This window comes from Nocardia higoensis (assembly GCF_015477835.1).
GTDB lineage: Bacteria > Actinomycetota > Actinomycetes > Mycobacteriales > Mycobacteriaceae > Nocardia > Nocardia higoensis_A.
This window is the reverse complement of the sequence record NZ_JADLQN010000015.1, coordinates 1-16,955: the sequence shown is the minus strand read 5'-3', so window position 1 is coordinate 16,955 and position 16,955 is coordinate 1. Positions and strand designations below refer to the sequence as shown.

At 69.9% G+C, this 16,955-nt stretch carries 14 protein-coding genes, 1 rRNA gene and 1 pseudogene; 2 read left to right on the top strand and 14 right to left on the bottom strand.

The window, feature by feature from the left end:
• Window positions 1-134 precede the first annotated feature (134 nt).
• The 5 genes from IU449_RS28325 to steA form a co-directional block, all read right to left on the bottom strand.
• Entirely contained in the window at window positions 135-1,091 is a 957-nt protein-coding gene (locus tag IU449_RS28325) for a site-specific tyrosine recombinase XerD (protein ID WP_195005242.1), read from the bottom strand.
• 14 nt (window positions 1,092-1,105) lie between these two features.
• The gene (locus IU449_RS28320) at window positions 1,106-1,819 is read right to left on the bottom strand and encodes an NUDIX domain-containing protein (protein WP_195005241.1); all 714 of its coding nucleotides are present in this window, start codon (window positions 1,817-1,819) and stop codon (window positions 1,106-1,108) included.
• On the bottom strand, window positions 1,820-3,541 hold the full coding sequence (locus IU449_RS28315; protein ID WP_195005240.1) for a CTP synthase: 1,722 nt from the start codon (window positions 3,539-3,541) through the stop codon (window positions 1,820-1,822).
• Window positions 3,542-3,617: 76 nt separating this feature from the next.
• The gene (locus IU449_RS28310; protein WP_195005239.1) at window positions 3,618-4,562 is read right to left on the bottom strand and encodes a copper transporter; all 945 of its coding nucleotides are present in this window, start codon (window positions 4,560-4,562) and stop codon (window positions 3,618-3,620) included.
• Window positions 4,563-4,573: 11 nt separating this feature from the next.
• Window positions 4,574-5,788 carry a putative cytokinetic ring protein SteA gene (steA, locus tag IU449_RS28305; RefSeq protein WP_195005238.1) on the bottom strand — a complete coding sequence of 405 codons (1,215 nt, stop codon included), beginning with the start codon at window positions 5,786-5,788 and terminating at the stop codon, window positions 4,574-4,576.
• Between the two features lie 484 nt (window positions 5,789-6,272).
• On the opposite strand from steA, the gene IU449_RS28300 reads away from it, so the two are divergent.
• Complete coding sequence (locus IU449_RS28300) at window positions 6,273-7,088, top strand: LLM class flavin-dependent oxidoreductase (RefSeq protein ID WP_195005237.1); 816 nt, start codon at window positions 6,273-6,275, stop codon at window positions 7,086-7,088.
• Between the two features lie 178 nt (window positions 7,089-7,266).
• Here the strand turns inward: IU449_RS28300 and IU449_RS28295 are convergent, their stop codons facing one another.
• Window positions 7,267-8,454 (bottom strand): zinc-dependent alcohol dehydrogenase, encoded by a 1,188-nt coding sequence (locus IU449_RS28295; RefSeq protein WP_195005236.1) that lies wholly within the window; start codon window positions 8,452-8,454, stop codon window positions 7,267-7,269.
• A gap of 148 nt (window positions 8,455-8,602) precedes the next feature.
• The gene (locus IU449_RS28290; RefSeq protein ID WP_195005235.1) at window positions 8,603-8,938 is read right to left on the bottom strand and encodes a hypothetical protein; all 336 of its coding nucleotides are present in this window, start codon (window positions 8,936-8,938) and stop codon (window positions 8,603-8,605) included.
• A gap of 159 nt (window positions 8,939-9,097) precedes the next feature.
• Here IU449_RS28290 and IU449_RS28285 point away from each other — a divergent pair, with 159 nt between their 5' ends.
• Window positions 9,098-9,523 carry an SRPBCC family protein gene (locus tag IU449_RS28285; RefSeq protein ID WP_195005234.1) on the top strand — a complete coding sequence of 142 codons (426 nt, stop codon included), beginning with the start codon at window positions 9,098-9,100 and terminating at the stop codon, window positions 9,521-9,523.
• 71 nt (window positions 9,524-9,594) lie between these two features.
• Here IU449_RS28285 and recN read toward each other — a convergent pair whose 3' ends face one another.
• The 7 genes and pseudogenes from recN to rrf form a co-directional block, all read right to left on the bottom strand.
• Window positions 9,595-11,364, bottom strand: a complete 1,770-nt coding sequence (gene recN / locus IU449_RS28280) for a DNA repair protein RecN (protein WP_195005233.1) — start codon at window positions 11,362-11,364, stop codon at window positions 9,595-9,597.
• Window positions 11,342-12,322 carry an NAD kinase gene (locus IU449_RS28275; protein WP_195005232.1) on the bottom strand — a complete coding sequence of 327 codons (981 nt, stop codon included), beginning with the start codon at window positions 12,320-12,322 and terminating at the stop codon, window positions 11,342-11,344. Before IU449_RS28275 ends, recN begins: the two co-directional genes overlap by 23 nt.
• Window positions 12,319-13,146, bottom strand: a complete 828-nt coding sequence (locus IU449_RS28270; protein WP_195005231.1) for a TlyA family RNA methyltransferase — start codon at window positions 13,144-13,146, stop codon at window positions 12,319-12,321. The genes IU449_RS28275 and IU449_RS28270 overlap by 4 nt, the downstream gene beginning before the upstream one ends.
• 1 nt (window position 13,147) lies before the next feature.
• Window positions 13,148-13,414 (bottom strand): hypothetical protein, encoded by a 267-nt coding sequence (locus IU449_RS28265; protein ID WP_195005230.1) that lies wholly within the window; start codon window positions 13,412-13,414, stop codon window positions 13,148-13,150.
• A gap of 13 nt (window positions 13,415-13,427) precedes the next feature.
• Window positions 13,428-14,318, bottom strand: coding sequence for an HAD-IIA family hydrolase (locus IU449_RS28260; RefSeq protein WP_324188464.1), 891 nt, complete (start codon window positions 14,316-14,318; stop codon window positions 13,428-13,430).
• A gap of 444 nt (window positions 14,319-14,762) precedes the next feature.
• Window positions 14,763-15,770 (bottom strand): annotated as a pseudogene (locus IU449_RS28255) (hypothetical protein); the annotation flags it as partial.
• Window positions 15,771-16,835: 1,065 nt separating this feature from the next.
• A 5S ribosomal RNA gene (rrf, locus tag IU449_RS28250) occupies window positions 16,836-16,952 on the bottom strand.
• Window positions 16,953-16,955: the final 3 nt, after the last annotated feature.

Genomic DNA, 16,955 nt, shown 5'->3' with positions numbered 1-16,955 from the left:
CCCGATTGCCTTGTGCCGAGCGTAACGAGGCCGATCGGGCCCGACCTCGCTTTCGTACGGTCCAGCTCTCGTAAGACGCTACCGCCTGCGCGTACAAGACACGCGGTCGGACACGCGTCGAGGGCCTGTGGCGCTCACCGCGCACGCGGATGGGCGTTCGCCCACACCTCCCGCAGCGTGCTGACCGTCACCAGCGTATAGATCTGTGTGGTCGTCACCGACGCGTGACCGAGCAGTTCTTGTACGACGCGCACATCCGCGCCGCCGTCGAGCAGGTGCGTGGCGAACGAATGCCGCAGAGTGTGCGGGGAGACCGCGGCCCCGATCCCCGCCCGTTCGGCGGCCGTCTGGAGCACCTGCCAGGCGCTCTGCCGGGACAATCGGCCGCCGCGCACGTTGAGGAACAAGGCGCCGCCGTTGCTCTGTCCGCGTCCCGCGCGCGCGAGCGCGGGACGGCCGCGCACCAGGTAGGCGTCGACGGCGGCCAGCGCCGGTCGTCCGATCGGGACGATGCGTTGCCTGCCGCCCTTGCCGCGCAGCACCACCGCGCGCTCGGCGGTGTCGAGGTCGTCGACATCCAGGCCGGTCACCTCGGAGATACGGGCGCCGGTGGAGTAGAGCAGTTCCAGCAGGGCGCGATCGCGCAGACCGCGCGGCCCCGTATCCGTGCCAGGGGTTCGATCGTCGGCGGCGGGTCCCCCGCCTGCCGCCTCGAGCAGACGCAGCACCGTGTCGTAGGGCAGCGCCTTGGGTAACCTGCGCCCGGGTGCGGGGGGCTTGACGGCGCGCGCCACGTCGGTGGTGGCGATTCCCTCGGCGGCCGCGAATCGGTGCAGTCCGCGCACGGCGATCAGGGCGCGCGCCACCGAGCTCGCCGCCAGCGGGACGTGCTCGGCCCCGCCGGCGCGCAATTCGACGGCGAAATCGGCGACGTCGATTTCCCCCACCCCGTCGAGCGTGTCGACGCCCCGCGCGCTCAGGAACTCGCGGTAGCGGCTCAGATCGCGACGATAGGCGCCGAAGGTGTTGCGGGCCACACCGCGCTCGACAGCGAGATGGTCCAGGTAGGTGTCGATCTCGCGTGCGAGCATGGCGTCGATCCTCCTCAGTCCGAGGCTCCGCCCGCCGACCGGCGATCCTCCGCCGCGCGGTCTGTCGGCGTCCTGCGCTCGAGCCTGCGCTCGAGGAAGGTCGTCGGTTGATCCGGCCACGGTGCGTCGCCGGGACGCAGCGGCACATCGCCCGCCCGCGCCGCCGTCACCGCGAGTACGCCCGCCACCGCGGTGGCGTTGACGATCTCCCCGGTCAGCGCCGCGCGCGCCGCCTCGGCGAGCGGCATGCGGATCACCTCGATGTCGGCTTCCTCGTGCTCGGGCTCAGGACGCTCGGTCGCCGACAGGCCGCGCGCCAGGTACACCCGCAGCGCCTCGTCGGTGAAGCCCGGCGACAGCGCCACATCCACCAGCACCGACCACTCGCGCGCGGCCAGCCCGGTCTCCTCGGCCAGCTCGCGCTGCGCGGCGGCCAGCGGATCCTCCCCGGCGATGTCGAGCAGGCCCGCGGGCAGCTCCAGCAGCCGGCGCCGCAGTGGGTGCCGGTACTGGCGGATCAGGACGATGTTGTCCTCGTCGTCGATCGCGGCGACCGCGACCGCGGCGTGGTGTTCGACGACCTCGCGTTCGACCACCCGCCCGCCGGGCATGGCGACCTGATCGATGCGGAGCGCGACGATGGCGCCCGAATACAGCGTCCGGGATGCCACGGTCTCGAAGTCGTGGCTACCCGGTATGTGCCCGGCGCCGCCGTCGCGCTCGCTCATTCATGCCCCTTGTTCGGCTTTCGCCAGCTCCTGTTCCGGCAGTTCCACCGGAAGCCTTTCGGCCAGCTTATATTTCAGCGCGGCGGCGATCAGCCCGGCGAACAGCGGATGCGGGCGGGTGGGGCGGCTCTTGAGCTCGGGATGGGCCTGCGTGGCGACGAAGAACGGGTGCTTGTCGGCGGGCAGTTCGACGAACTCGACCAGCAGGCCGTCCGGGGAGGTCCCGCTGAACTTCAGGCCGCTCTTGGCGATCCGGTCGCGGTAGGCGTTGTTCACCTCGAAGCGGTGCCGGTGCCGCTCGGAGACCTGCTCGCTGCCGTAGGTGCGCGCGACCACCGAGTTCTTCGCCAGCACCGCCGGGTAGGCGCCCAGGCGCATGGTGCCGCCCAGATCGGCTTCACCGGCCACCGCCTGCTTCTGGTCGTCCATGGTGGAGATGACCGGATGCTTGGTGTCGGGTTCGAACTCGGTGGAGTTGGCTTCTGTCAGACCGACCGAGCGCGCCGCCTCGATGACCACACACTGCAGGCCCAGACACAGACCGAGCAGCGGGATGCCTCGGGTGCGGGCGTAGTGGATCGCGCCCACTTTGCCCTCGATGCCGCGAATGCCGAACCCGCCGGGGATGAGCACCGCGTCCACATCGCGCAGCGCGGCCGACGCGCCCGCCTCGGTCTCGCACTCGTCGGAGGCCACCCAGCGAATATTCACCTTGGCCCGCGAGGCGAACCCGCCCGCACGAAGCGCCTCGGTGACCGAGAGGTACGCGTCGGGCAGGTCGACGTACTTGCCGACCAGCGCCACCTCGACCTCTTCGCGCGGGGAGTGCACGCGGTCGAGGAGATCGCCCCACACGGTCCAGTCCACGTCACGGAACGGCAGGCCGAGCCTGCGCACCACGTACGCGTCCAGGCCCTCGCGGTGCAGCACCTTCGGAATGTCGTAGATCGAGGGCGCGTCGGGGGTGGAGATGCAGGCGTCGACCTCGACGTCGCACATGAGCGCGATCTTGGACTTGAGGCCTTCGGGGACCTCACGGTCGCAGCGCAGGATCAGCGCGTCGGGTTGGATGCCGATATTGCGCAGCGCCGCCACCGAGTGCTGGGTCGGCTTGGTCTTGAGCTCGCCGGAGGGCGCCAGGTACGGCACCAGCGAGACGTGCAGGAAGAAGACGTTGTCGCGGCCGACGTCGTGGCGGATCTGGCGCGCGGCCTCCAGGAACGGCTGCGACTCGATGTCACCGACGGTGCCGCCGATCTCGGTGATCACCACATCCGGGGTCTGGCCCTGCAGGTCCGGGCCGCGCATGGCCAGGATGCGATTCTTGATCTCGTCGGTGATGTGCGGGATGACCTGGACGGTGTCGCCCAGGTACTCGCCGCGCCGCTCCTTGGCGATCACCGAGGAATAGATTTGCCCGGTGGTCACGTTCGCGTCCCGCGAAAGGTCGCGGTCGAGAAAGCGCTCGTAGTGACCGACGTCGAGGTCGGTCTCGGCGCCGTCCTCGGTCACGAACACCTCTCCGTGCTGGAACGGATTCATGGTGCCCGGATCGACGTTGAGATACGGGTCGAGTTTCTGCATGGTGACGCGCAGTCCGCGCGAAGTCAGCAGCTGACCGAGGCTGGAGGCGGTCAGGCCCTTACCCAATGAGGAGGCGACACCACCGCTGACGAAGATATGTTTCGGGGCGGTTCGCGCCTGAATCCGTGTATGACCCACGGGTCTTTACCGTAACACGGCCGAGCGGGGGCGTTCGCACGCCACACCCGTTTGCTGACCGGTCGCCTGCACCTGATCAGCCCGGCAGCGCGGCGAAGGTGAGCGAGGTCGCTCGGGAGCCGGTTCCGTATCGACCCGCGCCGCCGCCCAGCTGTTCGGTCAGACCGAGCACGGCGGTGACCCGGCCGATCTCCCGATCCAGGTTGTCCACGGTGGTCAGCACCGAGGTCAGCGCCGAATCCTGGCGGACCACAGCCAGCGGGCCCTGGCCGTCGGCGGCGCCGGCGCGCCCGGCCAGCACCACCCCGGCGCCCCGGCCCCGCAACGCCCCGGCGAACCGGGCGACATTGGCTCCGCGCGCGTTCTCGCTCGCCCGGTCTCCGCTCCCGGTCACCACGACAGCCAGCTGCGCGGGCTGCACGGGTGTATCCCCGTAGGCGAGGAATCCGCCCCCGCGCAGGGTCTCCAGCACCAGGGCGAGTTCCTGCGGATTGGAGCGCGGCTGTCCGGTGCCAGGATCGAGCAGCAGCACCAGACCGAGCAGGTCGCCGGCCAGGCTGCCCTGATCCACGGCACCGGTGCGCAGTTGCGCGCCCGCCGGAATGGTGTTGGTGAGCGCGGTGCGCAGGCGATCACCCTCGGCCGCGTTCAGAAAGGCGTCCTCCAGCGCGATCCGGCCGTTCACCGCCGCACCCGCGGTCTCCAGGCCACGGCCGACCGCTTCCACGTCGGTCGGGTCGGCGTCGGGAGTGGTGAACACGACCACCGAGCGCTCGGCCAGCACACCGCCGAGAAGACGGCCCGCCGAACCGGCGATGAACCGGTCCGCGGCATCGGCCTGCTCGGTCAGGACGCGATTGCGTTCACTCAGGTCGTCGACCTGTTCGCGCAGGGCGGCTTTGTCCGAACGCAGGCCGGACAGCAGATCGGCCGCCAGGGTCTGCGACCCCAGCACCACCCCGATGGCGAGGGCCAGGAAGATCGCGGCGATGGAGACGGCGTGCTGACGCAGAGAGATCATCGTCGGCCCCGCTAACTCGCACCCGAATCGAACAGGCCCTGACACCATCGCGCGAATCGATTCCAGGAGTCGATCCCCCAGTCCAGCACGTCGGTGCCGCTGTTGGAGGCCAGCAGCACCACGATCACCGCGATCAGCGCGGCGAGCACCACCATCGCCACCGCGACCCCGGAGACCCGGTTGCGGTAGAGGGTGGCCACGGCCTTGGCGTCCATGAGCTTGGTGCCGACCTTGAGCCTGGTCAGGAAGGTGGCCGGGTTGCTGTCGCGGCGGCCGCGATCGAAGAAGTCGTCGAGCGAGGCAGCCGCGCCCGCGGTGACGATGAGCGCGGCGCCGTGATGTTCGGCCAGCAACAGCGCCAGATCGGCGGGCGCGCCCGAGGACGGGAAGGTGGTGGCGCCGATGCCGAGGTCCTGGATGCGCTCGAGTCCCTTCGCGTGACCGTCGGTGTCGGCGGGCAGGATGACCTCGGCGCCGCTCTTGAGAGTGGCCGAGGTGATCTCCTCGGGATCACCGACGATGAGGTCGGGCCGGTAGCCCTGCTTGGTGAGGGTGTCCGCGCCGCGACCGACGCCGACCATGATCGGCGCGTACTCCTTGATGAACGGCTTGAGTCGCTTGAGGTCGTCGGCATGATCGGGGCCGTCCGCGACCACGACCACGTGCCGCTGTTTCATGTCCAGTTCGAGGTCGGGCACCCCGATGCCGTCGATCAGCAGCGCACTCTCGGTGCGGACGAACTCGATGGTGTTGCCCGCGAACGCCTCGAGGTGGTCCGCCAATCCGTTGCGCGCTTCGATCATCCGCTCGGCGATGGTGGCCTCGGTGAACTCGATGCCCTCGACCAGCGCCTCCGGTTCCTTCTTGGTCAGCCGGTCGGCGTAGACGACGCCGTCGTGGATGCGGACCTTGCTGCCGTCCTTGATCTTGGTGAACGCGTCGGAACTGACGGTGTCCAGCAACAACACATCGTTGGCGACGAGGACTTCGGGGCCGAGATTCGGATACCGCCCGGAGATCGACGGCGAGGTGTTGACGACCGCGACGACACCGGCCTCCAGGAACCGGTCGGCGGTGCCGCGGTCGAGATCCATCTCGTCGATGACGACGATATCGCCCGGCCCGATGCGCCGCAGCAGGCGCCGGGTGTTGCGATCCACCCGGGCTATCCCGGTACGGCCGGGCAGCGTTTCGGTGTTCTTCGACAACAGGGCCGGCAACTTCATGTGGCCGATGATGACCTCATCGGCGCGGCGTGTGCTGGAGGCGCGCCGAGTGGTGAGTCACATTCGTCGCCACCCCGAGGCGATGGACAAGGCCACGGGCACACTTCTGGCATCCACTGTTGCGGTATGGCCGCTGCATCGATATCGGAGTTCATCACAGCCAGTAGAACTGGATACCGGAAAGTAGCCGCCCTGCCGATTCGTCTCCGATCTCCACACTCTTGTCACCTCCGGGAGCCGACGGATTCGCTACGGCAACCGATTCCATCCGGCTATGGCATCCGAGCGCTGGACCGATGAGGCGGTCCCCGCCAAAAACCCTTGTATCTCGGTGAGATTCGGACCGAACTACCGGTATCTGTGCATTCTCACAACCCGGTGGCGATTCCACCTCGGGCGTGTCGGCCGCCCGGAACAGATCTGGACGACGCGCGGTTGTTCCGCATCGACGGACCTGACCGTCACAGCGTTCCAAGGAGTTCTCATGGACATCGGTGTCATCCTGCCCACCTCGACACCCGACCCCTCCCAGCCGATCCTGGGCGACGTCCGCGCGAGCGCCCGATTCGCCGAGGCGGCCGGGCTGGAATCGGTATGGTCCACCGACCACCTGGTGGCCAGTGCGCCGATCCTCGACAGCACCGTCACCCTGGCCACCGCCGCCGCGGTGACCGACCGCATCCGCATCGGCTACGGCGTCCTACTGCTGGCACTGCGGCCGACGGTCTGGGCCGCCAAGCAGATCTCGAGCCTGCAACACGTCTCCGGCGACCGACTGCTGGTCGGAATCGGCACGGGAAACCCCGCCCACGGCGACATCGGGTGGCGGGCCGCGGGCGCGTCCTACACCGACCGAGGCCGCGCCACCGACGCCGCGCTGCGGGTACTTCCCGATCTGATCGCAGGCCGCACCGCCGCCCTGCCGGACGGCACCGAGGTCGCCATCTCCCCCGGAGCCACGGTGCCGCCCCTGTTGGTCGCCGGGGACGGCCCACGCGCCCGGCGGCGGGCGGCCGAGTTCGCCGATGCCTGGATGGCCATCGCCGCGACGCCGGAACAGATCGAGACGAGTGCCCGTGAACTCCGTGACCTGGCAGCCGAGTTCGGCAGGCCCGCACCGTCGATCACGGTCGTCGCCCCGCCACTCGGCACCGACCCGGACAAAGCAGCCGACCAGGCCGCCCGGTACGCCGAGGCCGGGGTACAACGACTCGTCGCCGCCCCCACCGGTACGGACTGGCAGTCCGGCTACGAGTTCGCGGCCGCACTCAACGCCGCGATCCCCGCTCGGTCCGCCTGAACGTGACCATGATCGTCGGCGACGGATCGACACCCTCCGGCGATGGGCGACCGGCCACAGCACAGGACAGGACAGAGGATCGACGGGGCAGTCGACCGGGCCCGGTGTCCGGCGACCTCCGCCCCGCGGTGGACGGCCCGCGCAGGCGCCCGGACCCACGGCCTTGCGACAACCGACCTCACGCCGCCGGATCGAGCACGATCTTGACCGCTCCGTCCTCTTTCCGCTGGAACATCTCGTAGGCGCGCGGCGCCTCGGACAACGGGAGCCGATGGGTCGCAAACGATTCCACGCCCAGCGGATCGCCGTCGCCGAGCAGCGGCAGGATCTCCGGCGCCCAGCGCTTGACATTGGCCTGGCCCATCCGCAGCTGTACCTGTTTGTCGAACAACACCCTCATCGGCAGCGGATCGGCCATGCCGCCGTACACGCCGACCAGTGAGAGGGTGCCGCCGCGGCGCACGATGTCGATCGCGTTGTCCAGCGCGGCCATCCGGTCGATCCCCGCGGTGTCCATCACTTTCTGCGCCATCGAGTCCGGCAGCAGGGCCGCCGATCGGTGCGCCAGCGCGCCCGCCGGTGAGCCGTGCGCTTCCATGCCGACCGCGTCGATCACCGCATCGGTTCCCCGACCGCCGGTCCGGGCACGGATGACATCACCGAGCGAGCCGTCCACGGCGGAGAAGTCGATCACCTCGATTCCCCGAGCCGCGACGCGCGCCAGCCGCTCCGGCACCCGGTCCACGCCGATGACCCGGTAGCCCCGGTACGCAGCGACCCGGCAGGCCATGTCGCCGATCGGTCCCAGGCCCAGCACGGTCACCGAGCCACCCGCGGGAATCGCGGCGTACTCGACCGCCTGCCATGCGGTCGGCAGGACATCGGACAGATACAGGAACCGCTGATCGTCCGCGCCCGCGGGCACCTTGATGTGGGTGAAGTCGGCGTGCGGCACCCGCAGGTACTGCGCCTGGCCACCCGGCACGCTGCCGTAGAGCTCGGAATAGCCGAACAGCGCGGCGCCGTTGCCGTGCGAACGTACCTGGGTCGTCTCGCACTGCGTCGGCAGTCCGGTCATGCACATCAGGCAGGTTCCGCAGCTGATCTGGAACGGAATCACCACCCGGTCGCCGACATTCAGATCGCGCACATCGCCGCCGATCTCCTCGACGATTCCCATCGGTTCGTGGCCGAGTACGTCGCCGGCGGTCATGTACGGGCCCAGCACCTCGTACAGGTGCAGGTCGGAGCCGCAGATAGCGGTGGAGGTGATCCGTACGATCGCGTCGGTGGGCTCCTCGATGCGCGGATCCGGCACCTCGTCGACCGAGATCTTGCGCCTGCCCTGCCACGTCACGGCTTTCATGCATCACTCCTCACGAAGGGACAGCCGGGTCGCCAACGGCCCGCCGGTTCTGGTCATGGCCTACCCGGCCGGGACGCCGGAAAACGGGCGGCGCTCGACAGCGAAAGGCCCGGGCACGACCGCTGTGCCCGGGCCTTCCGCTACCGGCTCAGTCCTCGTCTTCGAGCGAGGTCACGCCGGTGACCGTGGTGACGCCGAACGGCGCCATGCTCACGCAACCCGCCGTCACGGTGCTGCCGGGTGCGAATCCGCCCCGGGACTCGCCGACCCGCGCCATGTCCACGCGGACCATTGTCTGCGCCCCCGCACCGAACAGCACGCAGGTCCACTCCTCGCTCTCGGGCAGGCTGTCGAGGGCGATCGAGCCCTCCTCGACCTTGTCCTCGGTGAGGATCGGGGCGGCCGTGGCGGCTCCCGCACCCAGCACGGCACACGCCGCCGTCGCCGCCGCCACCGCCGCTGTCCGTAGTCCTGTAGAGATCATCCGTCGTCCTCCTGGTGTGCTGTCCGATGCTTCGGCAGTTACCGGTTCCCGACATCCGAAACCGGAGCCGCCCGGTGACGCGGGTGACACGGTGAGAGAGGCAGTGACGCACGACCTATACACTTCCGACGACGTACCGGCCGCATAGGAGAAACTTTCATGGCTCGCACCACCGTCGAGGCCGTCATCGCCGCACCGCGCGATGTCGTCTACACCTTCTTCACCCAGCGCGACGGCATCAACCCGTATATGCCCGGCGTGCAGTTCACGCTGACCAAGCCCGGATCGCCCACCCCGGAGGGCATCGGCGCGCAGTACACCGTCGGGCGCGGAAAGATCGGCTTCGTCGAAGAGACCCGTGTCCTCGTGCCCGGCGAGAAGGTCGAATACGAGATCATCAAGGGTATGCCGGTCAAGCGCCACATCGGAACCATCCTGCTGGCCGACGCCGACGGGGGCACCAAGGTGACCTACACGATGGAGTCCGTGCCCAGCCTCCCGCTGCCCGACAAGATCGTCGAGGCCGGTCTGCGCACGCTGATCAACCAGATGCTCGGCGCCACCCGCAAGGCGTTCAAAGCCTGAGACTCGGTCACGACGGCGCGCGGTCGCGGAAAACCTCCGATCGCGCGCCGAAGGTCGCCGACGACCTCGCCTCAGGCGTCCGCGCGTTCGGCTCGCGCCATCTCCAGCAGTTCCTCGGCATGTGCCCGTCCGGTCTCGGTATCGTCCAGCCCGGCCAGCATCCGCGCCAGTTCCACGACCCGTTCATCCTTGGTCAGTGCCCGCACACCGCTGTTGACCGTGCCCTCGCCGTCGTCGGCCTTGTCGACCACCAGGTGGGTGTCGGCGAAGGCTGCCACCTGAGGCAGGTGCGTCACCACGATCACCTGATGGGTGCGCGCGAGCCGGGCCAGCCTGCGCCCGATCTCGACTGCCGCGCGACCGCCGACACCGGCGTCGACTTCGTCGAACACCATCGTCGCGCCGTGATCGGAACTCGCCAGCACCACCTCCAGCGCCAGCATCACCCGGGACAGCTCGCCACCGGAGGCACTCTTGCTCAACGGCAGCGACTGCGCGCCCGAATGCGCGGACAACCGGAATTCCACATCGTCCACGCCGTTCGGCCCGGCGTGCAGGGTCGCGCCGTCGACGGTCAGCGGCGCCGAATCCTGCGAGCCCGCGGGCACGGGCAGCACCCGGACATCCAACTGCGCCTTCCCCATCGCCAGGCCCGCCAGCTCGGCACTGACCGCGGCGGCCAGCTTGCCCGCCGCCTTGCGGCGCGCAGTGCTCAACTTGCCCGCCGAGGACCGCAACCTCTCGGCGGCGACCTCCACCTCTTCGGCCAGCTTGGTCAACGTCTCCTCGGAGACGTCGAGGGATTCCAGCCTCTTCCTGGAATCCTCGGCCCAGGCGATGACGCCGTCGATGTCGGGCGCGTACTTGCGGGTCAGGCTCTTCAGCTCCGCCTGCCGATTGAGCAGCGAGTCCAGTGCGCTGGGGTCCGACGGCAGGTCCGCGAGATACCCGCTGAGCTCGGTGGTCAGGTCGACCACCACCGCGATGGCCTCGCCGAGCCGGGGAACCAAGGCCGAAAGCGCGGAATCCTCGGCCGATTCCAGGCGCGCGCGTGCCGCGCCGAGCAGTTCCAGCGCACCGGAACCGGCCTCGGGGTCCTCGGCCGGACCGGCCAGCGCGGCGTGGGCCACGGCAGCGGCTTCGCGCAGCGAATCCAGATCGCTGAGCCTGCGGACCTCCTCGACGGTGCGGACGTCCTCGCCGGGTTCGGGTGCGACGGCGTCGATCTCGTCGAGGGAGTGCTTGAGCCGATCGGCCTCCAAAGCCAGTTCCCTGCTGCGCGCGGTGCGCTCCAACAGTTCCTCACGGGCGTTCAGCCAGGCGCGCCGGTTCATCTGATAGGTGCGCAGCAGCGAGACCACGGTCTCGCCCGCGAACCGATCCAGTGCGGCCAGTTGCTGTTCGGGCTTCTGCAGCCGCAACTGATCGTTCTGGCCGTGCACGGTCAGCAGCGGTGCGGTGAAATCCGCCAGCACGGAGGCGGGCACACCGCGACCACCCAGATGCGCGCGGGAACGCCCGTCGCTGCCCACCGTACGAATCCCGATGACGCTGCCGTCGTCGTCGGCGACCGCGGCCGCCGACTCGAGCACCTTGCCGACCTGCTCGCGCGCCTCCTCGTTGAGATCCTCGACGGTGAACCGCCCCTCCACCACCGCGCGCTCGGCACCCAAGCGCACCCGGCCCGGGTCGGCGCGGGCGCCGCTGAGCAGGTGCAGACTGGTTACCACCATCGTCTTGCCCGCGCCCGTCTCACCGGTGAGAACCGTCAGACCCTCGTGGAACTGCGCGGTGGCCGCGGATATGACACCGAGACTGTCAATCCTGATCTCTGTCAGCACGTGTGCTCTCCGTTCGCCGTCTGCCTCGCCAGCCGGTCACAGGTAGCTGGAACTTGCGCACCATCCGGTCCGCGAAGGGAGCGGAATCCAGCCGCACCCAGCGCACCGGTTCACTGCCTCGCACCGCCTCCAGCCGGCCGCCGCGTGGCAGCGCCATGGTTCGCCTGCCGTCAAGGAAAACTATCGCATCGTGGCCGGTCGCGACCGCCTCGACCGCGATCCGCGACTCGGGACTGGTCACCAGCGGGCGCGCGAACAGCGCGTGCGCATTGCTCGGAATCACCAGCAGCGCTTCGAGTTCCGGCCACACCACCGGACCGCCGGCCGAAAAGGCATACGCCGTCGAACCGGTCGGTGTCGAAATGAGGATTCCGTCACAACCGAAGGAAGACACCGGCCTGCCGTCCACCTCGAGTACCACCTCGAGAACGCCCATGCGCGTGGCATTCTCGATACTGGCCTCGTTCAACGCCCAGCCGGACGCGACGATCTCGTCGTCCACCCGCACCGACACGTCGATGGTCATCCGGTCCTCGACCCGGTAGTCGCGGCGCACCACTTGCCCCAGCGCCTCGTCGAGATGTTCGGCCTCGGCTTCGGTCAGGAAACCGATGCGGCCCAGATTGATCCCCAGCACGGGCACCGACGCGGGCCTGGCCAATTCGGCGGCTCGCAGGAAGGTGCCGTCACCGCCGAGCGCCAGGACCATTTCGCAGCCCACCGCGGCCCCCGGACCGTGGGAGACCACCCGCACCGCGTCATCACCCGGCACGACCGCCGCCACCGAATCCTGCTCCGCGTTGTCGAAGCGGGTGCTGCCCGCTTCGTCGTCGAGCACCCGTAGCCCGATTCCGGCACCGGCACAGATCTTGGCCACCCGGTGCGCGGTCTCCACGATCTCCGCGCGCCCCGGATGCGCGATCAACAGGATCTCCCGGCCGGTGCCCCGCTCGGTCATTGCGGGCCCTCCTCGACCGCTCGCGTGACGAGCTCACGCACCTGGTCGCCGTCGTAGTCGACCCCGCCGGTGCCGATCTTGCGCAGCCACAGGAAGTACTCGACGTTCCCGGACGGCCCCGGCAGCGGACTGGCCACCACACCGAGGGTCCGCAGGCCGTGTTCGGCGGCGGCCGCGGCGACCTCGCACACCGCTTCGGCGCGCAATCGCGCATCACGCACCACGCCGCCGGAACCCACCCGGTCCTTGCCGACCTCGAACTGGGGTTTCACCATCGGCAGCAGGTCGGCGCCGTCGGCCGAACACGCCGCGAGCGCGGGCAGCACCAAGGCGAGGGAGATGAACGACAAGTCCCCGACCACCAATTCGACCGTGCCGTCGATCGCCTCCGGCGTCAGAGAGCGCACATTGGTGCGGTCGAACACCCGCACCCGATCGTCATTGCGCAGCCGCCACACCAGCTGGCCGTAACCGACATCGACCGCGACCACCTCACGGGCCTGACGACTGAGCAGCACATCGGTGAAACCACCTGTCGAGGCGCCCGCGTCCAGGCAGCGCTTCCCCGCCACCGACAGGCCCTCGGGTTCGAACCGCTCCAGCGCGCCCAGCAATTTGTGCGCGCCACGCGAGGCCCATTGCACCTCGTCGGGTTGCTCACGCACCACCAGCGGAGTGCCCGCTTCCACGGCGGTGGCGGGCTTCGTCGCCACTGTTCCGGCTATCAGGACGCGGCCCGCGCCGATCAGCTCCACCGCGTGCTCACGCGATCGGGCCAATCCGCGACGAACCAGCTCGGCGTCCACTCGCGCACGCCTGGCCACCTCAGATCTTGTCCACCGTGGCCAGGGCCTGGACCAGCACGTCGTGTGCCTGTTCCAGGATGCGCGCGCGCCGAGTGATGTCCACACCCGCCTCGGCGCTCTCCGCCGGACCCGAGTGACCGCCGCCGGCGTCGAGTTCGGACAGCAGTTCGTCGATCTCGGCGCGGATGCGATCCGGGTCGGCCGGTTCCAGCTGCCCATGGGCGCCGGGCATGTGCTGTCCCGGCAACGGAACACCCGGCCGGGGCGCTGTGTGCGGAGTAGTCATCGTGGTGCCAACGCTATCGGATTTCCGAACGGGACGCGCGAACCGTCACCGCCCTACCGGGGTGCCGACGCAACCGCTCGGCGAGGTCGAGGTCCGTGTCGGTGTCCACCGGCGGATGGTTCAACGCGTCCAGGCTGTGCGCGACGTACGTCGGTATCCGCCGCGAACCGGCCGCGGCCAATTCGTCCAGGGTGCTCACGCCGGTCAGCACCAGCAGCGAGTCCAGGGCCACCCGGTCGGCACCCTCGATATCGGTGTCGAGCCGGTCGCCCACCACCAACGCGGCCCTGGTGCCGACGCGGGCGACAGCGTCGTCGAGCAGCGGCGCGAACGGCTTGCCCGCCACCACCGGCTCCAGATCGGATGCCGCGCGTAAGGCGGCCACCATCGCGCCGTTGCCTGGCGCCAGGCCCCGCTCGTTCGGCAAGGTCTTGTCGGTGTTGGCGGCCACCCACAGCGCACCCGCCCGCAGCGCATAGGCGGCCTCGGCCAGATCGGCCCACGCCGTATCCGGCGAATGCCCCTGCACGACCGCCGCGGGCATCTCCCCGTCATAGCGCCGGACCGGCGTCAGCCCGGCCGTCGCGACCTCGGCCGCCAGGTCCTCGGAGCCGACGACGAGCACCGCGGCGCCGGGAGTGAGCTTCTCGGCGAGCAGCCGGACGGCGGCCTGCGCGCTGGTGACCACATCGTCCGGTGTGGCCGGGTAACCGAGTTCGGCCAGATGCGCGGCCACCGTCTCGGGCCCACGACTGGCGTTGTTCGTCACGTAGGCGAGCCGCTGCGCCGAGCCCTGTGTGCCCGCCAGCGCCTGGGGCGCTCCGTCGATCACCGCCGCGCCCCGGTACAGCGTGCCGTCCAGGTCGAGCAGCAACGCCTCGTAGCGATCTCGTAACCGCTTCACACCACTCCCACTTCGTTCGCTTCCCGCACCGGGATCGTCGTGTCCCGGCATCCGCTTCGGCGTCACTCGACATTACGTCAGCCCACCGACGACCTCGGCGAGGGGCATCGCCCTCCTCGACGAGCCGGCCGGATGCGCAGCGCTCTCCCGAGCGGACACCCGGCGGCGCGGTACGACGCCCGGCGTACCCGCACCATGGGTCGGCGTCCCGGACCTGCCCTGCTGAAGGACCTCCAGACCCATGCGCTTGCTCGACCCCGCCGAAGCGCCCCGAACTCAGCGCAATCGCCCGGCCGCATGCAGGTCCGGTCCGCACAGGCAGCGCGCCCGTCCGGACATGCTCGGCTCGAAGGCTGGTGTAGCCTCACACGGCTCGTCGGACGAGTGCGGCCTCAGCACTGCCGTCCGGATCCGGCGCGGCGAAGCGACGCCGGTGACTCCCCGCTACTCGCCGCCGGTCAGCTCGGCCGCACGATCCTCGGCATCGGTCTCGCCGTCCAGATCGGCGGAGGCGGCGTTGAGGAACCACTCCAGCCCCTCGGCGGTGCGGCCCGCAGCCACCAGTGCGTCGGCGTAGGCGTAGAAGAGACGGGCCGCGGCGGAGCCGGTCCGCTCCGGATCCAGGTCGGCGGTTTGCAGGGTCACCACGGCTTGGTCGTACTGACCGAGGTCCATGCGAGCGCCCGAGACGACGATGCGCAGTTCGCTGGCCTCGTCCCCGGTGAGCGCCCGCGCCTCGTCGCTGCGGCCCAGCTCGATGGCACGCTCGGGACGGCCGAGGCCGCGTTCGCAATCCGCCATCACCGCGAGCAGCCCGGCGCCACCCGACATCCGGCGCGCGGTGCGCAGCTCGGACAACGCTTCGGCCCACTCACCCGCGTGATACGCGACCACACCGGCGGTCTCACGCACCACCGCGATCCGGCCCGCACGCTGCCGTGCCGCCCGAGCGTGCGCCAGTGCCAGGCTCGGATCGTCGTCGACGAGCCGCACGGCCATCACCAGATGCCGCGCCACGGTCTCGGCATTGCCCTTGTCCAGGCTCAGCAGGTCGCGCCGCACCGCCATGTCGAGATCCGAGGCCTCGACGTCATCGGGCAGGTCGGGTTCCTCCGGCCTGGGCGGACGCCGATCCAGCGAGCGGCCGCCCGCACTGCGAGCCCCCTCGCCTCCGCGCCGCCGATCATCGAACCCACCGCGGCTGTCCGAGCCGCGATTGTCCGAACCACGGCTTTCGCCGCCACCTCTCCGGAACCCGCCGGACTCGCCCCTTTCGGCCCCACGGCGGTCGACACCGTCCCGCTCGAAACCAGCACGATCAGAACCCGAGCGATCGGACCCGCCACGATCGCGCCGATCGAAGCCATGACGTTCCGAACCACCACGGTCAGAAGAGCCCCGATCAGAGGAGCCACGGTCGGAGCCGCCACGGCCGAAACCTCCGCGCTCCGATCCCCCCTTGTCGAAACCACCACGACCGGCCCCGGCGCGGTCACCACGATCGGCGCCGCGCTCGTCACGCGAACCGGGGCGGTCGGAGTCACGCCGGAAACCACCGCGATCCGCAGCGGAACGATCCGCACCGCTGCGATCGGAACCGCGACGCTCGTAGCCGCCACGGTCCGAGCCGCCACGGTCCGAGCCGCCGCGCTCGAAACCACCGCGGTCCGAGCCGCCGCGCGCGGAGCCACCGCGATGGAAACCACCGCGACCGGACTCGCCCCTGGGACCTGAATCTCCCGATCCGCCACGGCGGAAACCGCCACGCTCCTCGCCCCCACCGCGCTGCGAACCCTCGCGATCGGAGCGGTGGCGATCACCGAAGCCGCCACGACCGCCGACGTCACTACCACGCGAACCGCGATCGAAGCCGCCACGTTCCCCCGACCCGCCACGCGCACCGCTGGATTCCCCGCCACGACGGAACCCACCGGAGTCGCCGCCACGACGGCCCGCATCGTCGCGGCGGAACCCGCCGCTTCTGTCGCTGCCATCGCTGTCGCCCCCACGACGGAAACCACCGCGATCTCCGGTGCCACGATCGTCACGCGAGCCGGAACGGTCGGAGTCGCGGCGGAAACCACCGCCGGAACCCCCGCGGCTGTCGGAGCTGCCGCGACCGGTGGACCCGCCGCGGTCGAAACCGCCGGTCCCTCCGGAATCTCCGCGACGGAACTCGCGCCGTTCGCCGAATCCGCGTTCATTGTCCGCGCCGCCACGGCGGAAGCCGCCGCTTCGACCCGACTCCGAGTCACCGGCCCCACGGGACGGGCGGCTGTTGCCGGCATCGCGCTGACCAGAATCGGACGCGCCCCGCCGGAACGGCCTCTGACCGTCGTTGTGTTCGGACACGGTGATCCCTTTCGAAAGTCTGCTGCCGGGGAGTACCCGGCTTCTTGTTGAATTCAACCACGCGCCCAGGTCGTGACCTGGAGACACAGGACTGCCCTACAGAGCCCGAAGACCCCGGAAACGACGATAGGGGACCCAATATTGGGTCCCCTATCGTGAAGGATGTTCCGGCGGTGTCCTACTCTCCCACACCCTGTCGAGTGCAGTACCATCGGCGCAGGTGGCCTTAGCTTCCGGGTTCGGAATGGGACCGGGCGTTTCCCCACCGCTATGACCGCCGTAACT

What these genes read in the sequence shown, in the direction of transcription:
- IU449_RS28265 (WP_195005230.1), bottom strand. Translation starts at nt 13,414, where the DNA reads ATGACTACTCCGCACACAGCGCCCCGGCCGGGTGTTCCGTTGCCGGGA.
- IU449_RS28290 (WP_195005235.1), bottom strand. Translation starts at nt 8,938, where the DNA reads ATGATCTCTACAGGACTACGGACAGCGGCGGTGGCGGCGGCGACGGCG.
- IU449_RS28285 (WP_195005234.1), top strand. Translation starts at nt 9,098, where the DNA reads ATGGCTCGCACCACCGTCGAGGCCGTCATCGCCGCACCGCGCGATGTC.
- IU449_RS28275 (WP_195005232.1), bottom strand. Translation starts at nt 12,322, where the DNA reads ATGACCGAGCGGGGCACCGGCCGGGAGATCCTGTTGATCGCGCATCCG.
- IU449_RS28320 (WP_195005241.1), bottom strand. Translation starts at nt 1,819, where the DNA reads ATGAGCGAGCGCGACGGCGGCGCCGGGCACATACCGGGTAGCCACGAC.
- steA (WP_195005238.1), bottom strand. Translation starts at nt 5,788, where the DNA reads ATGAAGTTGCCGGCCCTGTTGTCGAAGAACACCGAAACGCTGCCCGGC.
- IU449_RS28295 (WP_195005236.1), bottom strand. Translation starts at nt 8,454, where the DNA reads ATGAAAGCCGTGACGTGGCAGGGCAGGCGCAAGATCTCGGTCGACGAG.
- IU449_RS28310 (WP_195005239.1), bottom strand. Translation starts at nt 4,562, where the DNA reads ATGATCTCTCTGCGTCAGCACGCCGTCTCCATCGCCGCGATCTTCCTG.
- IU449_RS28325 (WP_195005242.1), bottom strand. Translation starts at nt 1,091, where the DNA reads ATGCTCGCACGCGAGATCGACACCTACCTGGACCATCTCGCTGTCGAG.
- IU449_RS28300 (WP_195005237.1), top strand. Translation starts at nt 6,273, where the DNA reads ATGGACATCGGTGTCATCCTGCCCACCTCGACACCCGACCCCTCCCAG.